We start from the raw sequence: 18188 nt of genomic DNA, 5'->3' as shown, positions 1-18188 counted from the left end.
TTGTGAATTTTAGTATTGGCTATGCGAAACTTCTCCGTTTGCAATTGCTTTAGCATTTGAAGTTCCTATGCGTTTTACTCCAAGATTAATCATTTCAACAGCTTCTTCGTATGTTCTCACTCCACCTGCAGCTTTTATAGGTAACGGCGAAGCATTTTCAAGCATCATAATAATTGATGGAACTGTAGCTCCATTAGGCAAGTTGTTTTCTGTTTTATAAAAGCCTGTAGATGATTTTACAAAAACAGAAGAATATTCATTCTCTTCAAAATTCTGAATAATTATATTTTTTATTAGCACTGATAATTGTATAATTTCTTTATCATTAAGCGCAGCAACTTCTATAATCCATTTTACAACTTTACCATTAGTCAATCCTAATAATGTACACTGCAAAATTTCATTTTTAACTAAATCAATTTCTCCATTTTTAAAGGCTTTATAATTACATACAAAATCTAGCTCATTTGTCCCATCTTGTATTGCTACATTTGCCTCTGCAATCTTTTCTTCAAAACTTGAGTCCCCTTCCAGAAAGTCAATTACTGTTCCTATCAAAAGATTCGATTTAGCATCTGAAATCATTTCCTTAGCTAAGCTTACTTTATCCGGACGAATCATTATCAATTTGAATTGCTCTGTTATAGCTTCTTCAATCATATTCTTAACTACCTGTGTGTTTTCAGCTTCACTTAAATTTGCCTGCTCTGCAGTTTTTAAATATGTTGAGTCTAAGTATTGTCTAATATTCATAGCCATAATAAATTAATTGCATTAAATCCTAATTAACAAAAATACATTTTATATTGAGATAAGCCTGGAATTAACGGCTACTTTTATCTAGCTTGTAGATAACAGAAAATCTACTATAAATAGCGCATCCTATAAATTTCCAAAAACAAAAAATCCCACCTAAGTGGGATTCTTTAATTTACTATTTTAGTGATTAGCTTATTAAATAGTAGCACTGCAATTATTGCTGATGTTGCTCCTAGTGAATTTGCTAAAAAATCCATCATGTCTGCACTTCTTGTTAAAGTGTATTTACTTTGCAAAAGTTCGATTATAATTCCAAAAAAGGTTGAAAAAACAAAAGAGAGTAATAGTGGTCTAAAATCATCCGCGTTCTTAAATTGTTTTTTAAAATATAAAAACCACAGAAAAGTAAAGCCAAAATAAAAACAAAAATGAACTAATTTATCTATGTTGGGTATAGTTACAACTGGTATATTACTTGATTCAGTTAAACAGAGAAAAACAATAGCCCCTGTCCACAATATAGCCAAACATAAAAAAAATATTTTTTTAAGCACCTATTAATTCTTTATAAGCTTCATCAGATAATAAAGAATCTAATTCAGATGTATTTGATATTTTAATTTTAATCATCCATCCAGCTCCATAAGGGTCTGAATTTACTGTTTCTGGAGCGCTTTCTAAGCTATCATTAAAAGCAATAATCTCTCCAGACAAAGGCAAGAACAAATCTGAAACTGTTTTTACTGCTTCAACTGTTCCAAAAACTTCATCTTTATCAAGTGTTTGATCTAAAGTCTCTACTTCAACATAAACGATATCTCCTAATTCTTTTTGCGCAAAATGAGTAATTCCTACTGTCGCAACATCACCTTCAATGCTAACCCATTCGTGATCCTTTGTGTACTTTAAATTTGCTGGTATATTCATAATAAATACTTATTGATAATTGATAATTGAATTTTAATAGGGCAAATGTAATAATCTTCTAATCAAATTCTCTTTAGAATCTGAAATTTAATTTCCAAAATTATATCGAATGGTAAATCCTGATCGAATATTCGTTAGAGGATATAAAGTCGAAATTACTGCTTTAGAAAATGAATGATCATAATAAAAAATTGCTGTTAGGTTCTTACTAAATGAATAATCAGCTGTAATTTTTATTGACCAAATATTTTGTCCTGCAGCCAATTGATTGTTATCATAATCTAAATAACGAACCATTGTTTGATTATTTCGATATGACAAATCTCCTTTTAAATTGATATCACTTTTTATGATTCCTGTAGGGCTATCTGCCAATGTCGATGAAAAAATCACATCTTTGATACGATATCCAAGACCTATAATATATTCCATTCCTTTAACTTCTGTCAATAAATTATTATCAAAACTCATTGACAATGCTCTATCTTTTTTAATTTCCGTAAGTACTTTAAAAGAACTCTTTAGCTCAAAATCCATTCTGATAAGTGGACTAAATTGTTCCACTAAATTCACATTAGACATGATTGTTGGATTATAAAAATTATCGTTATCTGGCTCTCTTTCGCCTGGATGTTGGTCATATTTAAAATTAGAACGATACTGGTTAATTGTATAAGACGCTCTATAGTTATGTTGCAATGAGAAGCGCTTGAAATTTTCTTTAAAGTATCTATAACGCATCAACCCATTGTACTTTATACTCCAGTTTGGAAGTGGAAAACTTCTAAAAATACCTGTTGAACTACTTGAGGCATTGCTCCCTGAATATGCTGCCAAAAATGAAGGAAGTAAAACTGCCTGATTGCTTTTTGTATATCCTATTGGGAATCCTTCATTTGCAAGATACAAAGCATATTTAGGATCTCCTGTTCCAGGAATAGGATTAAGTATGTCTCCATATCTCGGGATTTCTGCTCCTGCACCATAATGACTTTCTGCCAAACGATTTGCAATTACCAGACGGTTGGATCTAAAATCATCAAACGCAGATGAGAAATTTTCATCACTTGTAGAAAATGCTGTTTTTATCAAAATAGTCGAAATAGAAAACATTCCATAATTATATGGTGATCTCGCATGATATAATCCTGTTGCATCAACATCATATTGCTCGGAAAAATTAGCTGAATATGTACGATCTAAATTCAAATCTATTTTAAAATCTGGTAACAAATCAATATTTGCTGTAGCCTTAAGCATCTTGCTTGTTACCTGTGAAAAGTTCTGGTTAAAATCCTGATAATTGGTTAACCAGCCATTTTTAGCAGCCTCATAACGTACATCATCCTGACTTCCAAAAATAAACCCTAATGATGGTCGAGATGAGCCTAAGAATCCGACACTTGGAGTATACCCAGGCAAAACTGTTCCGCTATTTACTGTATAATTAACCTGAATATTTTTTACACTTGTTAACATTCCTATTAAACCATCTTGAAATGCACTGTTTTTTGCCAATGCTTGATTTGTATTTACTACTTTCTCCCCTGGTTTTGGTACAGTTGGTCTTGACTTAGGGGTTTTAGCACCTCCTTTTGTAAGTCCTAAATACTTATAAAGTGTATTCATATTCATTGTCGCAGTAAATGTATTCGAATTTGCATTTTGAACTGTATTCCCTAAATCATACAAATTCCCATTATCATCTTCATATCTTGATAATGCCTCCGAAGTACGTTGCCAACTATAATCTCCTGTATAAGAGTAATTTGCTTTTAAAAACCCTAATGCAGGTATTTTATATAACGGTATTTCATAATTTAAAACTAATTGTTGCATATGCTGATTTGGTGTACCAATATCCCAGTAACTATCCCAAATACTAAAGCTATCGATTGGCTCATTATCAGCATTCAAATAATTTTTAACAATATTATTAGATGATGCTGTATAGTTTATTTTTAATGATTTTGTAAGATTAAAATTAAATCCATATTGATAATTAAATGCAAAATTTCTTCTATACAATGGATCTAATCCGATACCTTCAACATTGTCAACTTGTCTAAACTCCTGACGATTGTATTGTCTTATAATATTAGTATTAAATGTTATATTAGATGGCAAATAATTAAAATTAAAATCACTTAACATTTTCCAATAGTCACTTTTCTTGAAATATTTACTTTTCTTAAATGGCTCAACTGCTTTTGACTGAAAGCTATATGCATAATTCACAGTTGTACTCGATTGCTGATCTTCATAACTTCTTATCTCATAATCATGACGTTCTACTTCATTGTATGATTGTGAAAACGTAAAATTTTCAGGGTCATAAATATGTTGCTTTTGTTCAGGTGCTCTATCTTTTCTAACTCCAATGAAATTGATACTTCTACGCTTTGTATAATCAATAGCTCGGTTTTTTATATTCTTTTTTTCTGCAGAATTTGTAGTTATATCCAGTAACTGTTTAAGTTTAATATCTTCGTTAAACGGGTCGTATTCTGGAGTAATTATCTCTTCTCCTACTGCATAATTAAAAGGTAAATTAATCCCCCATTTTGGTGGTAATAACTTTCCTAAATTTAAATTAGTTACAATATTATATTGTTGTATATCTTCTCTACTTCTTTCATTTGGCCCTTGCTCCAAAGAACCAAATCCTATTGTACTTTTTCTACCTGTAGCAGAAACTGTGGCAAAATCAGCAAAATTAGTATCAAGGTTCAGCACTGCTGCCATTCCTCCTTTATTATCCATTTCAGCTAGACGCAACTCATTAAGCCAAACTTCTCCTTTAATATCTTCGCGGGTATCTGCGTTTTTAACACCTACCATTAAATTTCTAACTAATCCAAAATTTGGATTTCCTTTTATTCCTAATCGCAATTTACTATCTCCATCACCTTCTGGATTATTTAGATCATCATCTGGATAATATATTCCGTCAAGCGGGAGCGTATTTGGATCAATCTTCATTGCCTTAATTTTCATCTGCGTCAATAATTCAAGAGCCAAATCAATATTATTTTCTTCAGGCCAAACAACTTCAGGACTTAAAGGCGAACAATCTGAACCTGTCAATGATGTTGGAATTGTTACTTTTAAAGGCATTTCAATTTGATAGAAATTCTGAGTAAAATCATTTCCAAAACGGATAAAACCTACCATTTGTCCATCTTTCAAAACTACTTCATCTGGTAATGATTCTGCATGCAAAAACATTTTCAATCTGTTGTATTGGCGCATATCAACACTTACATTTTTAAATACTGCTCTAGAATCTTTTGGTTGCAAACCATTTCCTGAAACTCGTAATGCCAATGCCTGTTCATTTTGATTAATAATCGTATTATTATTATACAATTGTTCTCGTGCTACTCCTGGAGGTGACACATAATTTATTGGACATCTGGTGCTATTCTCTTCAATATTTACTGCCGAAACATCAAAATTTGTATTATCATCTTCTACATTAACATCTGTAGGGTCCAATGTACTTGTATATCTTCTCCACTCTCCTCTTACTAAATCTAATGCTCCAAAACGAACTGTAACATTGCTTCCAAACCCCGTCATAAACATTCTCATAAAACGAATTGATCTAAAATCGGATATATTACCAATGGTATTTTGAGGTTGCGAAACAGGAATCTTAAACTGAATCCATCTTGCATCGGTAACTGAACCATTTGCCATTGTTACCTGAGTATTTTTTATATCTGTAATATAATTTTGTCCTATACTCATATTTGGCTTAATATCAATACCATACTCATAGTAGGCATTAATCGTATTCATAGTGTTATCTCTATTGATATCTTCGACATCTGGAAGTGTCGTTGAAGCTCTATTGGCATCATTTATATCTACTGCTGAGTTTCCTTCTACTCCATTATAATTTTTATAACGATCTAGAACTCCTCCTGTAGTATTTAAATAATACCTGTAATCATCTGCTGCTGGATCTGCCTCTGAGGCAAAATTATTATAAATTGTTCCTTCTTTGGCATTTGGCAAACCATCTAAACCAACATCCTGATTTGCTCTATTAGCACTATTATTATCAAATGCATAGATTAAAGATTGTGATGCCGGAACATCTCCCCATAAAGGCTGTGGCTTCACTAATATTTGATTTGGCCCTAAACCATTTTCATATTGTTTTCTACCATCTTTCAAAATATCTTCTGAAATTTCTCCCAAATTAAAATAAACCTTACCTGTATTAGTTTGATCTGTCTGTCCTGCTCCTACAAATGGATCTAATACCCAAAACTGGATATATTCAACATTTCCTTGTTCAAAATCAGTTGAACTCAAAGCACGCATTATCCCTCCAAAATTATCTTTTGGACTCGTTGCATAATTTAAATTATTGTTATAAGGTCCTCTTTCTGATGGATAGTATGTTAAATCTAACGTATTTATTACTTGTGATTGTCCTTGGGCAATATCAGTTAGCGGATACAATTCCTCACTATAAATTCTACGGGTTGAGTTCAACGATATATCATCATTAGTAATTCCCGATGGTTTCGAAGCATAAAAAATTGGATCGATTGTATACCATGCTAGTTTTGCTCTTTTAAAACCGTAACTTAAATCATTATTTTTTGCATTAAAATTATAGGTACTTACAGCATTTTCTTCTGGTGTTGATGCCAAACTCCACGCATATGCCGAACGCATATCTATTGTTGACTGCGATCCTTCAAAATCATCTACATAAATAGTTGATTCTCCTTCAAAATTATCTGCTTTTGGAGTTCCAGGTTTTAAGAAAGCAACTTCTCCTCTTATCGAAAGATTAGATGGAACATCAGTATCCATAAATGGCAATTTATTTACCAATCGGGTAAAGAAAGGAACTTCTGTAGAGAAATTTGTATTGAAACCATAAATCATATTATTTACAGATTCCTGTCCGTAACTTGATTTTTGTGTAAATGGCTTCTCTGTCATTTGCAAAAAAGTACCTCCAACAGTAAAATTATCTGAAATTTTATGCTGTACATCTATTCCCATAAATCTTCGGGTTTGTTGTCCGAAAATAGAGTTATTCTCTAATGATATTTCAATTGGTGTATTTGATGCCTGAAGTGAAGGGTCTAAAATCTGAACTCTCCCTAATTGATAATTTACACTATAATCAATTCCTTCGACTAATACACGTCCTGCTGCAGTTACAACAACCGATCCTTGAGGAACATTAAAAGCTCCAATAGGAATTCCGTCACCTCCTGTAGATTTATATTTACCTCTTAATAAGAATTTATTTTTATCACTATCTTGTAAGGCTCCTGATTGTGTATTGGCATACATATTACGGAATACATATTTACTCTGATTCGGGTTGTATGTACTTGTATTACGATAGTCTTCTCCTGCACTATTTGATAATTTAGAAAACAATAGTTCTCCAAAAGGTTCTTTGGTTGTAAATATAATTCTACCATTTTGAGCATCTACTGTTAAGCCTGGTAAGAAATCAAAAAAACCATCACCTCCTGTTTGTGGATCATTATTATAATTTAATTTATCCAAATTAAATACTTTTAACAAAGGTGTATCGGCTACCTTGTTACCTGGAGTAGGATTTTGTGGAAACGGTGTTCCTGAAACTGGTGTAATATAGTTTATAGGAGATGGATCCGTATATAATATATTAAATCTAAAATCTTCTTGTTTTATTTGATATGCCCCAGGTATCTGATAGATATTTTTCATCATCAAATTCCAAACTGGATTTTTAACATTTGTCAAATTACTTTTTAGCATTTTTAAAATCAAACTCTGCGTTATGATTACTTGGTCTGAAGGGTTATTTCCTGTTACAAGTGTACCATCTACTCCATCGTTTCCAAATTCTCCAACTTGGTATACCTGATCTCCCATTGTATATTCATAGGCTACTGCCAGAACTTCATCATTTGCTAATCGCTGTTGCAACGAAACATATCCTAATTGTGGATTAAATGTATATTCATTTGGATTTAATTTCCTTGCGTTTTCTAATTTCGAATAATCCTGACCTTCACTTACTGTTATAGCATTAAATCCTTTACTTGAAGTAACGATTTCACGGATCTGACTGTTTAAAAAACCTGTTCCTGCAGCAATTAATTTTGGGTCATATTTATTATTACCATTATTTGATGGGGTATTGATTGGGTTTAAAAACATCCCAGCAGATGGATTTAAAACCACAACTTCGCTATCTGAAATTCCTGATAGCTGCCCTTCACCTAAATCCTGAAGTGCAATAATATTTCTTAAATTATTATTTGTTGTACTAACTCGATTTTGCTTATTAGTTACCCAAACTTCTAATCTTGTTATTTGAACACGACTATCAATAAAAGGATAGTTTTTTAATGATGAATCGTATTTATTTCTAAAGTACTGAGATAAAAAGAAGTGCCTATCATTATCATAATTCAGGGCATATAAATCGAAATTCTGAACTGTTCCTCCCCCTTCGGCTACTACACTTTTGGCTTGGGATTTTTGTTCTGAGAATACTCCTGTAATGGTAGTTTTCCCAAATTGTAATTGAGCTTTTACCCCGAATAAACTTTGTGCTCCTCTGATTAAAGTACTATTAAGCGGCAAACTTACGTTACCAACTTCAATTTTTTGGATGATATCGTCTTCGGATGGTGAGTATTCTAATTTTATTAAATTTTGAAAAGCAAATGTAGATTGTGTATCATAATTAGCATTTACATTTAATCGTGTACCTACTTTTCCTTGTAAGCTCATACTAATACGCTGATCAAAATCAAAAGAAAGGTTTGATCTATTTCTAGGAGAAAAGGATGGATTGTCTTGTTTTGTATAACGAGCTCCTAAATCTATTTCTACCGAACCTGTTGGTTTTACATCGATGGTATTACTTCCGAAAATAGATTCAAAAAGTCCTGATTTAATATAATACCTAGGCAATAAATCTTTCTTCGCCTCTTCGCTTCCATCTTTTTTACCATCTATAGCATCTGCTTTTTTCTTAAAATACTCTCTTCGAGATTCTTTTAAGATTAATCTTTCGTACTCTTCTGGCGTTAAAATAATAGGATAATTGATAGAAAATCCATCTACGGTATTAGTATAGATATAGCGATCCGTTAAAGGATCATAGGTATAAGCAGAAAGTATGCTTTGCGGATCTTTTATTTGTATCTTACCAACAGAATACCCTGCTTTTGTTGTATCTTGAGCCTCTTCTTTCACTTGAGCTTTCGATACAAATCCACAAAATAAAACCAGTAAAGAAATACAAATTTTACGCATATATTCGGTGTGTTTTTATGTACGTTTTTTTATAAACTTTTTAAAGCTTTCTTAATTATTGACTCAACAGTTGCTTCAGGATCTTCTTTTATTATTTTTTCAATCACCTTTTCAGATGTTTTTCTAACAAATCCTAAAACTTCTAAAGCAGATAACGCTTCATCTCTATTTGTATTGTTTTGAAGCATCGAAACTTCATCTAAATCGTACAATTTAACAATTTTTTCTTTCAAATCGAGGATTACTCTTTGAGCTGTTTTGTTCCCAATACCTTTTATTGATTGAATTACACCGACATCTCCTGATGCTATTGCATTAATAATTTGTTTCGGATCTAATGAAGACAACATTGTTCTGGCAATATTTGCTCCAATTCCCGATACGGATAATAACATTCTGAAAATTTCTCTTTCAGATTTTTCTACAAAACCAAATAATGTATGCGCATCTTCTTTTATTAGAAGATGCGTATACAATTTTATAAAATCATTATTTGGAATTAATGAATACGTATGCAGGGATATATTTACATGATACCCAACTCCTCCACAATCGATAACAACTTCGGTAGGGGTCTTTTCTACCAATTTCCCTTGCAAATGTGCAATCATAATATAATGTTAATAAGTGCCAAATATAACAAAATTTGAAGTAAAAATACGACAACTATAAACAATACTTATTTACACCTTATTATTTAACTGAATTATTCTTTTTTAACTCTTTTTCCTGAGCATCTATAACTGCGATAGCCGACATATTTACCATCTCTTCTACACTTGCTCCCAATTGAAAAATATGAACTGGCTTACCCATTCCTAACATTATTGGCCCTATTGAATCTACTTTATTCAACTCTTTTAATAATTTATAAGTAATGTTTGCCGATTCTAAGTTAGGAAAAATAAGTGTATTTACTTTTTTACCTGCTAATTTAGAAAAAGGGAATTTTTCTTGAAGCATTTCAGGATTCAAAGCAAAATCTGCTTGAATTTCTCCATCTATCACTAATTCTGGATGATTTTTATGCAAGTAAGCAACTGCTTCTCTCACTTTTGATGCTCCTGGGTTTGTTGAAGATCCGAAATTAGAATATGAAACCATAGCAATTACTGGCTCTACACCAAACATCTTCGCTGTTTTCGCAGTCATAATAGCAATTTTAGCTAAATCATCTGCAGATGGGTTTATATTAATTGCAGTATCTGATAAGAACATTGGCCCTCTATTGGTCATCATCATATTTGCCGTAGCTACAAGTGAAGCTCCTGGTGCTTTTTCAATAAGTTGCAACATTGGCTTTACAACCGATGGATAACTTCTTGAATGCCCTGTTACTAATGCATCTGCTTCTCCCTCATTAACCATCATTGCAGCAAAATAGTTTCTTTCGCGCATTAATTTTTGAGCATCTAGCAAAGATATTCCTCGTCTTTCTCTTGTTAACCAATAAGATGACGCAAATTTATTTCTTCTTTCCTCTTGATCTTTCGTTTTAGGATCTATAATTTCTACATCTGCATCAAAACCTAATTCAGCTTTAAGTTCTAGAATGATTTCTTTATTTCCTAATAATATAGGGAAACCGATACCTTCTTCATATACAATTTGAGCTGCTTTTAATACATTTAAATGATCTGCTTCGGCAAAAACAATTCTTTTTGGATCCATTTTTGCTCGGTTTGTAATCAAACGAACCATTTTATTATCATTTCCTAAACGGTCTAAAAGTTCTTCTTCGTACTTTTCCCAATCTGTTATTGGATTTAAAGCGACTCCTGAATCCATTGCAGCTTTGGCTACTGCCGGTGCAACTACGGTAATTAATCTTGGATCAAATGGTTTTGGAATTATATACTCTCTTCCGAATCCTAATTTAGTAGCTCCGTAAGCAACATTTACTTGTTCTGGAACTGATTCTTTTGCCAATGAAGCTAGCGCTCTAACAGCTGCCATTTTCATTGCTTCGTTAATTTTAGTAGCTCTTACATCCAAAGCTCCTCTAAAAATATAAGGAAACCCTAATACATTGTTTACTTGGTTAGGATAATCAGAACGACCTGTAGCCATAATTATATCTTTACGGGTTGCAATCGCTAAGTTATAATTGATTTCCGGATCTGGATTTGCCATTGCAAAAACGATAGGATTTTCGGCCATTCCTAACAACATATCTGCTGTCATGATATCTCCTGATGATAATCCTAGGAATATATCTGCTCCTTTTAAACCTTCTTCTAAGCCAATTGGCTCAATATCTTTAGCATATTTTAATTGTAAGGCAGATAATGCAGGGTTGTTTTTTGTTAAAAGCCCTTTACTATTATACATTAAAATATTCTCTACTTTTACTCCTAACAGAACATACAAATCGGCACAAGCTAATGCTGCTGATCCTGCTCCTGAAACTACCATTTTTACATCTTCGGCTTTTTTATTTGCCAACTCTAATGCATTTATTAAAGCTGCTGAAGATATAATTGCAGTTCCATGCTGATCATCGTGCATTACTGGGATATTAAGCTCCTCTACCAATCTTCTTTCTATTTCAAATGATTCTGGTGCCTTAATATCTTCCAGATTAATTCCTCCAAATGTTGGAGCAATATTCTTTACCGTCTGAATGAATTCTTCAATATCTTTTGTCCCAATTTCAATGTCAAAAACATCAATATCCGAAAATATTTTAAATAATAGTCCTTTCCCCTCCATTACTGGTTTTGATGCTTCAGGACCAATATCTCCTAAACCTAAAACCGCGGTTCCATTAGTTATTACAGCAACAAGATTCCCCTTTGCAGTGTATTTATATACTTCATTTACATCTCTTGCAATTTCTAAACACGGCTCAGCAACACCTGGTGAATACGCCAAAGACAAATCTCTTTGGGTTGCATATTTTTTGGTTGGAACTACTTGAATTTTCCCTGGAGTTGGCTTTGAATGATACAATAAGGCCTCGCTTCTTTTACTATCTTTATTCATTGTTTTTAGATTTTATTCTAGTTTACAAAGATATAAGTCTTGGCTTAAAAAGGAAGCTTTTTACTATTCTTTTATTCAAAATGATATTTGATTATAATCAAAAAAAAATAACCCGATTAATTTTGGGTTATTTTTTAATATACATTTTGTTTGTTTTTTTACTGTGATATATAAGAATTTAGATGATTAATGGTGTCTTTTTGAATTTCTATTATCGATTTCACAACATCACTTATAGAAATAATTCCGACCACAATACCATTATCTACTACTGGTAGATGTCTTATTCTTTTGCTACTCATTAATTCCATACATGAATCTAAACTATCGGATAAGCTTATTGTAATAACATTACTTTCCATGATTTCATGAACAAAGGTCTCTTTTGAAGATTTGTCTTTCAGTACAATTTTTCGTGCATAATCTCTCTCGGATAATATCCCTTTTAACTCTGTTCCATCTATAACTAAGATGGCACCAATGTTTTTATCACCCATTACTTTTAAAGCTTCGTAAACGGTGGTTGATGAAAGTACTGAGTAAACCTCTTTTCCTTTCGTACTTAGTATTTGATTAACAGTCATATCTGATATTTTTATGAACTATAAATTTAAAAAAAAACAAGTTACAAATAACATTGTTTTTAAATTTAACTCAAAAACTCATTCAATTTGACATAAAAACCAATAAAACAAAGCGGTTATTGTATTTTTTTTAACGCTTTTACTAATAGAAAAAATGCTTTTTCTTAATTAAGAAAAAGCATTTTTTGTAAATAGTGGTATTTATTAGATGTACTAATATATTATTCCATCGAAACGATAATAAATTCGCTTCGCCTGTTTAGCTGATGTTCAGCTTCTGTGCATGGTACTCCATCTGAACAGTTGTTTACTAACTGACTCTCTCCATATCCTTTTCCTGTTAATCTATTTGGGGCGATACCATTTTTCACCAACCATTGTACGGATGTTTTTGCTCTTCTATCTGATAAATCTATATTATATTTGTCCGTTTGTCGGCTGTCAGTATGTGAACGCACATCGATTTTAATCTTTGGATATTGCTTCATTACTGCTAATATTTTCTCTAATTCAAAAGCTGCATCTTTACGAATGATGGATTTATCCAAATCAAAATAAATAATCGGAATATCAAGTGTTTTGGCTAAATCTGTTCCAACACCTATTGGCTTAATTCGTTTTTCTAAAGAAATTGATAGATTAGTTTCTCCTGTCACAGTTTTAATTGCAACTGGAAGTTCTTTGGTTTCATAATCTTGCTTACTAGCTCTTATATAGTAGTTTTTACCACAATCTACTTTAAATGTATAGCTTCCGTCTGTTCCTGTTACAACTTCGGCTATTACTTTAAATTGTTCGTCTAATAAGATTACTTTAGCATTATCTACTATTTTGTTAGTCTCTAAATCGACTACTATTCCTTTTAATATTTGCTCACAAAGTAGTTTTCGGATCTCGGTAAATCGATAGATATCATCGTTTCCATTTCCTCCTTCTCTATTAGATGAGAAAAATCCATTTCTTTTTTCGCTGTCAATGATAAATGCAAAATCATCCTGTTTGCTATTTATTGGTGCCCCTAGATTCTGTATTGCTGAAAAAGTTCCTTCATTACTAATTTTAGATACAAACACATCTAGTCCTCCCAAACCTGGTCGCCCATCACTGGCAAAATAGAGTTCGTTTTCTGCTGAGATAAATGGAAAAGTTTCTCTTCCTTCGGTATTAATTGCTGGTCCTAAATTTTCGGGTTTTCCAAAACTTCCATCGCTACTAATCGTTACACTATACAAATCAGATTGCCCTAAAGTTCCTGGCATATCTGATGCAAAATACAGTTTCTTTTCATCTTTACTTAATGCTGGGTGCGCTGTACTATATTGATTACTATTGAATGGTAATTCGGTTACATTCGTCCATTTACCATCAGCAAAATCTGCTTTATAGAGTTTTAGCAGTGTAATTTTTTGCTCATCTATTCCTCTTTTACCATCTAGAAAATTGTTTCTTGTAAAATACATTGTTTTCCCATCCTTTGTAAAAACTGGCGTAGATTCATTAAATTTAGAATTGATTTTATTTTCGAATCGTTCTGGTTTCCCAACTGTTCCATCTGATTTTAATTCAGCCGAGTATAGATTTGTAAATGTTTTATTTGTCCATTTGAATGTGTTTCTGACTACTCCTCCTGTATCTCTAGCTGATGCAAATACGATTTTATTATCATAATAAGCACTTCCATAATCTGTTTGTATTGAATTAATTCCTGCATCTGCTATTTTGAAGCGACCAGAATTAGCTTTTATCTGTTCAAGGTAATTCTTATTATTTTTAAATAGTATTCCTCTCTTATCTGTATTTATTTTTTTATTGAAAGCTTCCAAAGTTTTATCTGCTTTAGCATAATCTCCTGTAGCTTTTAAAGTTTGAGCATAACGGTAATAATACTCTGGTTCTTGCTCTGTGTTCATAGCAAAAAGAGCATCATACCATTTGGCTGCTTTGATTAGTTCTCCATTAAAATAGTAAGCGTTCCCTAATTTCTGGAACATTTTATCGTCTTTATACCCTTTTTCAGCTACTCTTTCATAAGTTGCAATTGCATCGATATATGCATATTGAGCATAATCTTTATCTGCTCTCTTCTCTATTCCCATTTGCGCATTTGATTTTAGCGCAATCAGAACTAAAAAAACAGTGCAAATTATATGTTTAATTTTCATCTTTGGGGATTTAGAAGAATCTTGGTGAGGTTATTCGGCTATAATTATTAAAGAATTCGAATCGTAAGAATATCTCATGAGACCCTGAGTTATAATTATTTAATCTAGTAGTTTCACGATCGTATGCGTATCCTATATACAACCCATCGCTTACCTGAAACCCTACCATAGCACTTAATGCTGCACTCCATCTATATGCCACTCCTGCTACAAATTTGTCATTAAACATAAAGTTTGCTGAAAGATCTACTTGTAATGGGGATCCTTCGATCATTTTGGTAAGTATTGCTGGTTTAAATTTAATGTAGGGATCTAAATCAAATACATATCCTGCTATTAAATAATAGTTTATTTTCTCCTTAAAAATAGCTACCTCATTTTTCTTATCACTGTATCGATTCGTTTCAATAAAATTAGGCATTGATAATCCGATGTAAGCTTTATCAGAATGCCAGTATACACCTGCTCCAATATTAGGAGTGAATTTGCTATTTAGATCTTGGAATTGTGGGTCGCCTTGATGTTCTGGATTTAATTTATTTATATCCAAATTGAATAAGTTAGCCGTTGCTTTGATTCCAAAAGACAACTTAAAAGTTTCTGATGTTGGAATTGTATAAGATAAATCAGCCGATAAAGTGTTCTCGTTTGTTGGTCCTATTTTATCATTTACAAGCGAAACTCCTAATCCCAGATTACTGTTATTTAGTGGTGTATTTAATGAAAAACTGCTGGTTTCTGGCGCACCATCAAGTCCAACCCATTGGGTACGATATAGTCCGAAGATACTCATTGCACCTCTTGACCCTGCATATGCTGGGTTTATATTGATGGTATTGTACATATATTGCGTGAACTGCGCATCTTGTTGTGCATATCCCACAGCGGAAAAAAATATAAAAACTAAAGCTAATTTTCTCATTTATTTTTCTTTTAAGAATGGCTTAGTTTTTTTATTGCTAAGCCTTTTCTATTTGTTTTTACTATTATTTATTAATATATAAATATCCGGCTTTTTGATGCGCATTTGATTCACTATCCTTGTATTTTAAGACATAGTAATATGTCCCTACTGGCAATCCTTCTGACTTTTGAACTGTTGTACGTCCTTCTGAGAATCCTTTAAAGGCTCTCTCTTCATTATTGTAACTATCTCGTTCAAACACTAGAACTCCCCATCGATTATATATCTCTACTGTATTATCTGGATAACACTCTAGCCCTTGGATGTAGAAACGTTCGTTTCGAGAATCTCCGTTTGGTGATATAGCATTGAAAACTTTGATCACACAACCTTCAATTGGAGAAACTGTTGGGTTATCATCTACTTCACTTATATTATCTGATTCATCCTCTACTGTAATTCCATTTGCACTTGTTCCAAATACTGTTGCTTGGTTACTTATTTTTCCTAAATTAATATCTGATTGCTTGATAACATAAGTGCCTATAAAAGAATTTTCATCTACTTCATTTACTCCTAATGTTATCGGCCCTCCTGACATAACAAGTCCTGGAAGCTTATCATCTATAATAACATTTAAAAGAGGTGTGTTTCCTGTATTTGCAATTTTGAATTTATACGTTATTGTTTCTCCTGCATTAGCATAACCGCTATTATTTTCATCATTAAACACTGCAGTTTTCACAACTGCAATCGATGGAACTTCCACAAAAATTGTAACCTTAGCAGTAATACAGTTTGATCTATTTATCACATCACAAATTTGATATGTTAGCGTATAAACTCCTCCTGGTGTATTTGGTGCTACATCTACGGTGCCATCTACATTTAATGTTATTCCTGACAAAACTGTTAGGCTTTTTAAAGTAACAACCGCTGGATTGATTATTTTACCTCCATTCAGCCTATCATTATCTAATACATTAATTATCTCTAATGCCCCATTAATACCATCCGCAAAAATCACATTATCATCTACTGCATCTATTACTGCTGCACCTACAGCAACTACTGAAGTTACAGTATCGCAATTTCCTTGATTTGTTACTTCACATATTTGATATTCTACATTATAATTTCCTGCTGGGGTATTTGGAGCTACTGTCACTGTTCCATCAGGATTCAACATCAATCCTGTTGGCACACTCTTTGGCGTCAAAATTACATCTCCAGGATTTGTTCCTATTACTACTTTATCTCCATTTAATATATCATTTGATGTTAGTGGCGGAGTAGTTCCTCCTGTGATTCCATTAATCAAATCAGTAGTTTCTGTTACAGCATCTATTACTGGTTTTTCTACTACTACTGTAACTTTAGTTGAACTACAATTTGTTATGCTCAACTTCTCACAAATCTTGTACTCTATCTCATAATTATCTGCTGGTGTACCTGATGCAACCCTGATCGTTCCGTCTGCATTTAATGTAATTCCTGTTGGATATGTACCTTTTGGTGTCAATGTAATTTCTGATCGAACTACTGCTTTTCCGTTTAGAGTATCATTATCTAATACTGAAACTGCTGTATTCCCTCCTTCTTTTCCATTGATTGTAGCTGGTATGTCTTTATTGGCACAAATAACATTATTCATAACAATATCATTCGATCTTACTGATGAACAGCTCCCCAAAGTAGCTATAATTGTATAACTTCCTGATGGTGCCGTTACCACATTACCAGTTTGAGTTACCCCTATTGATGGAATGACATCATACTTATACTGTACATCATAATTTTCAATACTAAAGCTTCCTATAACATTTACACAATTAGGCTGTACCACTACTTTCAACAAGGGTACTTCTGGTGTAGCCAATTGAGCTGCATTGCTAAATGAAGCTGATGCTACTGAAGTACAATTTACATCTCCTGAGGTAACTGTATAGTCTGTTCCAATAGCCATACCGCTGATAAGACCTGAAGCATCAACTGTTGGCCCTACTGGATCAAAAGTATATGTATTACCTGTAACATAATTATCTATTGTACTGCTTACTGTAACTAAACATGTAGCTGGAGTAGATCTAATTAATGGCCTTACTGGAGTTCCTGGCTGTGCATTGATTACTGCCTCAACTGATTCTACAGAAGTACATGCTCCTAATGTAGCAGTTACTTTATAGCTTCCTGCTGGTGCTGTTACAGTACTTCTATTTTGAACAACATTTGTTAATGGAGTTATTGTATACGTATAAGCTGGATCATAATTAGTAATTGTAAAACTTCCAGTAGCTGTTGCACAAGTAGGTTGGGTAATTGCACTTATTGTTGGCTCTGCTGGGGTTACTGGCTGGGCATTGATTACAACATCTGCTGATGGCAATGAGGTACATCCTACTGCATTGGTTACTGTAAAATTATATGTTCCTGCTGTTAATCCTGTTAGTTCTTTTGTTGCTGTGTTTCCTGTTATGTTTCCTGGATTAATTGTCCAAGTACCTGATGGCAATCCACTTAAAGTAACACTTCCTGTTGCTAATGAACAAGTTGGCTGTGTAGGTACATTAT

At 32.7% G+C, this 18188-nt stretch carries 10 protein-coding genes; all 10 read right to left on the bottom strand.

All coding sequences use genetic code 11. The features are described 5' to 3' along the window. Positions 1-9: 9 nt before the first annotated feature. Complete coding sequence (gene deoC / locus IUY40_RS09450; RefSeq protein ID WP_195736626.1) at positions 10-753, bottom strand: deoxyribose-phosphate aldolase; 744 nt, start codon at positions 751-753, stop codon at positions 10-12. A gap of 173 nt (positions 754-926) precedes the next feature. Beyond that, positions 927-1313 carry a VanZ family protein gene (locus IUY40_RS09445; protein WP_317190910.1) on the bottom strand — a complete coding sequence of 129 codons (387 nt, stop codon included), beginning with the start codon at positions 1311-1313 and terminating at the stop codon, positions 927-929. Then, positions 1306-1686, bottom strand: coding sequence for a glycine cleavage system protein GcvH (gcvH, locus tag IUY40_RS09440; protein ID WP_195736625.1), 381 nt, complete (start codon positions 1684-1686; stop codon positions 1306-1308). The genes IUY40_RS09445 and gcvH overlap by 8 nt, the downstream gene beginning before the upstream one ends. An 87-nt stretch (positions 1687-1773) precedes the next feature. Next, positions 1774-8982: a cell surface protein SprA gene (gene sprA, locus IUY40_RS09435; RefSeq protein ID WP_195736624.1), complete on the bottom strand. Its 7209-nt coding sequence runs from the start codon at positions 8980-8982 to the stop codon at positions 1774-1776. A gap of 29 nt (positions 8983-9011) precedes the next feature. Next, positions 9012-9593 carry a Holliday junction branch migration protein RuvA gene (ruvA, locus tag IUY40_RS09430; RefSeq protein WP_195736623.1) on the bottom strand — a complete coding sequence of 194 codons (582 nt, stop codon included), beginning with the start codon at positions 9591-9593 and terminating at the stop codon, positions 9012-9014. A gap of 82 nt (positions 9594-9675) precedes the next feature. Beyond that, complete coding sequence (locus IUY40_RS09425) at positions 9676-11967, bottom strand: NADP-dependent malic enzyme (RefSeq protein ID WP_195736622.1); 2292 nt, start codon at positions 11965-11967, stop codon at positions 9676-9678. Between the two features lie 158 nt (positions 11968-12125). Beyond that, complete coding sequence (locus IUY40_RS09420) at positions 12126-12551, bottom strand: CBS domain-containing protein (protein WP_195736621.1); 426 nt, start codon at positions 12549-12551, stop codon at positions 12126-12128. A 221-nt stretch (positions 12552-12772) separates the two neighbouring features. Beyond that, positions 12773-14713 carry an OmpA family protein gene (locus tag IUY40_RS09415; protein WP_195736620.1) on the bottom strand — a complete coding sequence of 647 codons (1941 nt, stop codon included), beginning with the start codon at positions 14711-14713 and terminating at the stop codon, positions 12773-12775. A 10-nt stretch (positions 14714-14723) separates the two neighbouring features. Next, complete coding sequence (locus IUY40_RS09410) at positions 14724-15635, bottom strand: type IX secretion system membrane protein PorP/SprF (RefSeq protein WP_195736619.1); 912 nt, start codon at positions 15633-15635, stop codon at positions 14724-14726. Positions 15636-15699: 64 nt separating this feature from the next. Next, positions 15700-18188, bottom strand: a 2489-nt coding sequence (locus IUY40_RS09405; RefSeq protein WP_195736618.1) for a gliding motility-associated C-terminal domain-containing protein, incomplete at its 5' end; no start/stop codon positions are given.

The sequence above is a fragment of the Flavobacterium sp. ALJ2 genome (assembly GCF_015594725.1).
In the GTDB taxonomy this organism is placed as follows: Bacteria; Bacteroidota; Bacteroidia; order Flavobacteriales; family Flavobacteriaceae; genus Flavobacterium.
The sequence above is the reverse complement of the archived record's forward strand: the minus strand, read 5'-3'. Positions and strand labels throughout refer to the sequence as shown.

Bases quoted from the DNA above. Each gene is read 5' to 3' on its own strand.
- deoC (WP_195736626.1), bottom strand. From the start codon at position 753: ATGAATATTAGACAATACTTAGACTCAACATATTTAAAAACTGCAGAG.
- gcvH (WP_195736625.1), bottom strand. From the start codon at position 1,686: ATGAATATACCAGCAAATTTAAAGTACACAAAGGATCACGAATGGGTT.
- sprA (WP_195736624.1), bottom strand. From the start codon at position 8,982: ATGCGTAAAATTTGTATTTCTTTACTGGTTTTATTTTGTGGATTTGTA.
- ruvA (WP_195736623.1), bottom strand. From the start codon at position 9,593: ATGATTGCACATTTGCAAGGGAAATTGGTAGAAAAGACCCCTACCGAA.
- IUY40_RS09425 (WP_195736622.1), bottom strand. From the start codon at position 11,967: ATGAATAAAGATAGTAAAAGAAGCGAGGCCTTATTGTATCATTCAAAG.
- IUY40_RS09420 (WP_195736621.1), bottom strand. From the start codon at position 12,551: ATGACTGTTAATCAAATACTAAGTACGAAAGGAAAAGAGGTTTACTCA.
- IUY40_RS09415 (WP_195736620.1), bottom strand. From the start codon at position 14,713: ATGAAAATTAAACATATAATTTGCACTGTTTTTTTAGTTCTGATTGCG.
- IUY40_RS09410 (WP_195736619.1), bottom strand. From the start codon at position 15,635: ATGAGAAAATTAGCTTTAGTTTTTATATTTTTTTCCGCTGTGGGATAT.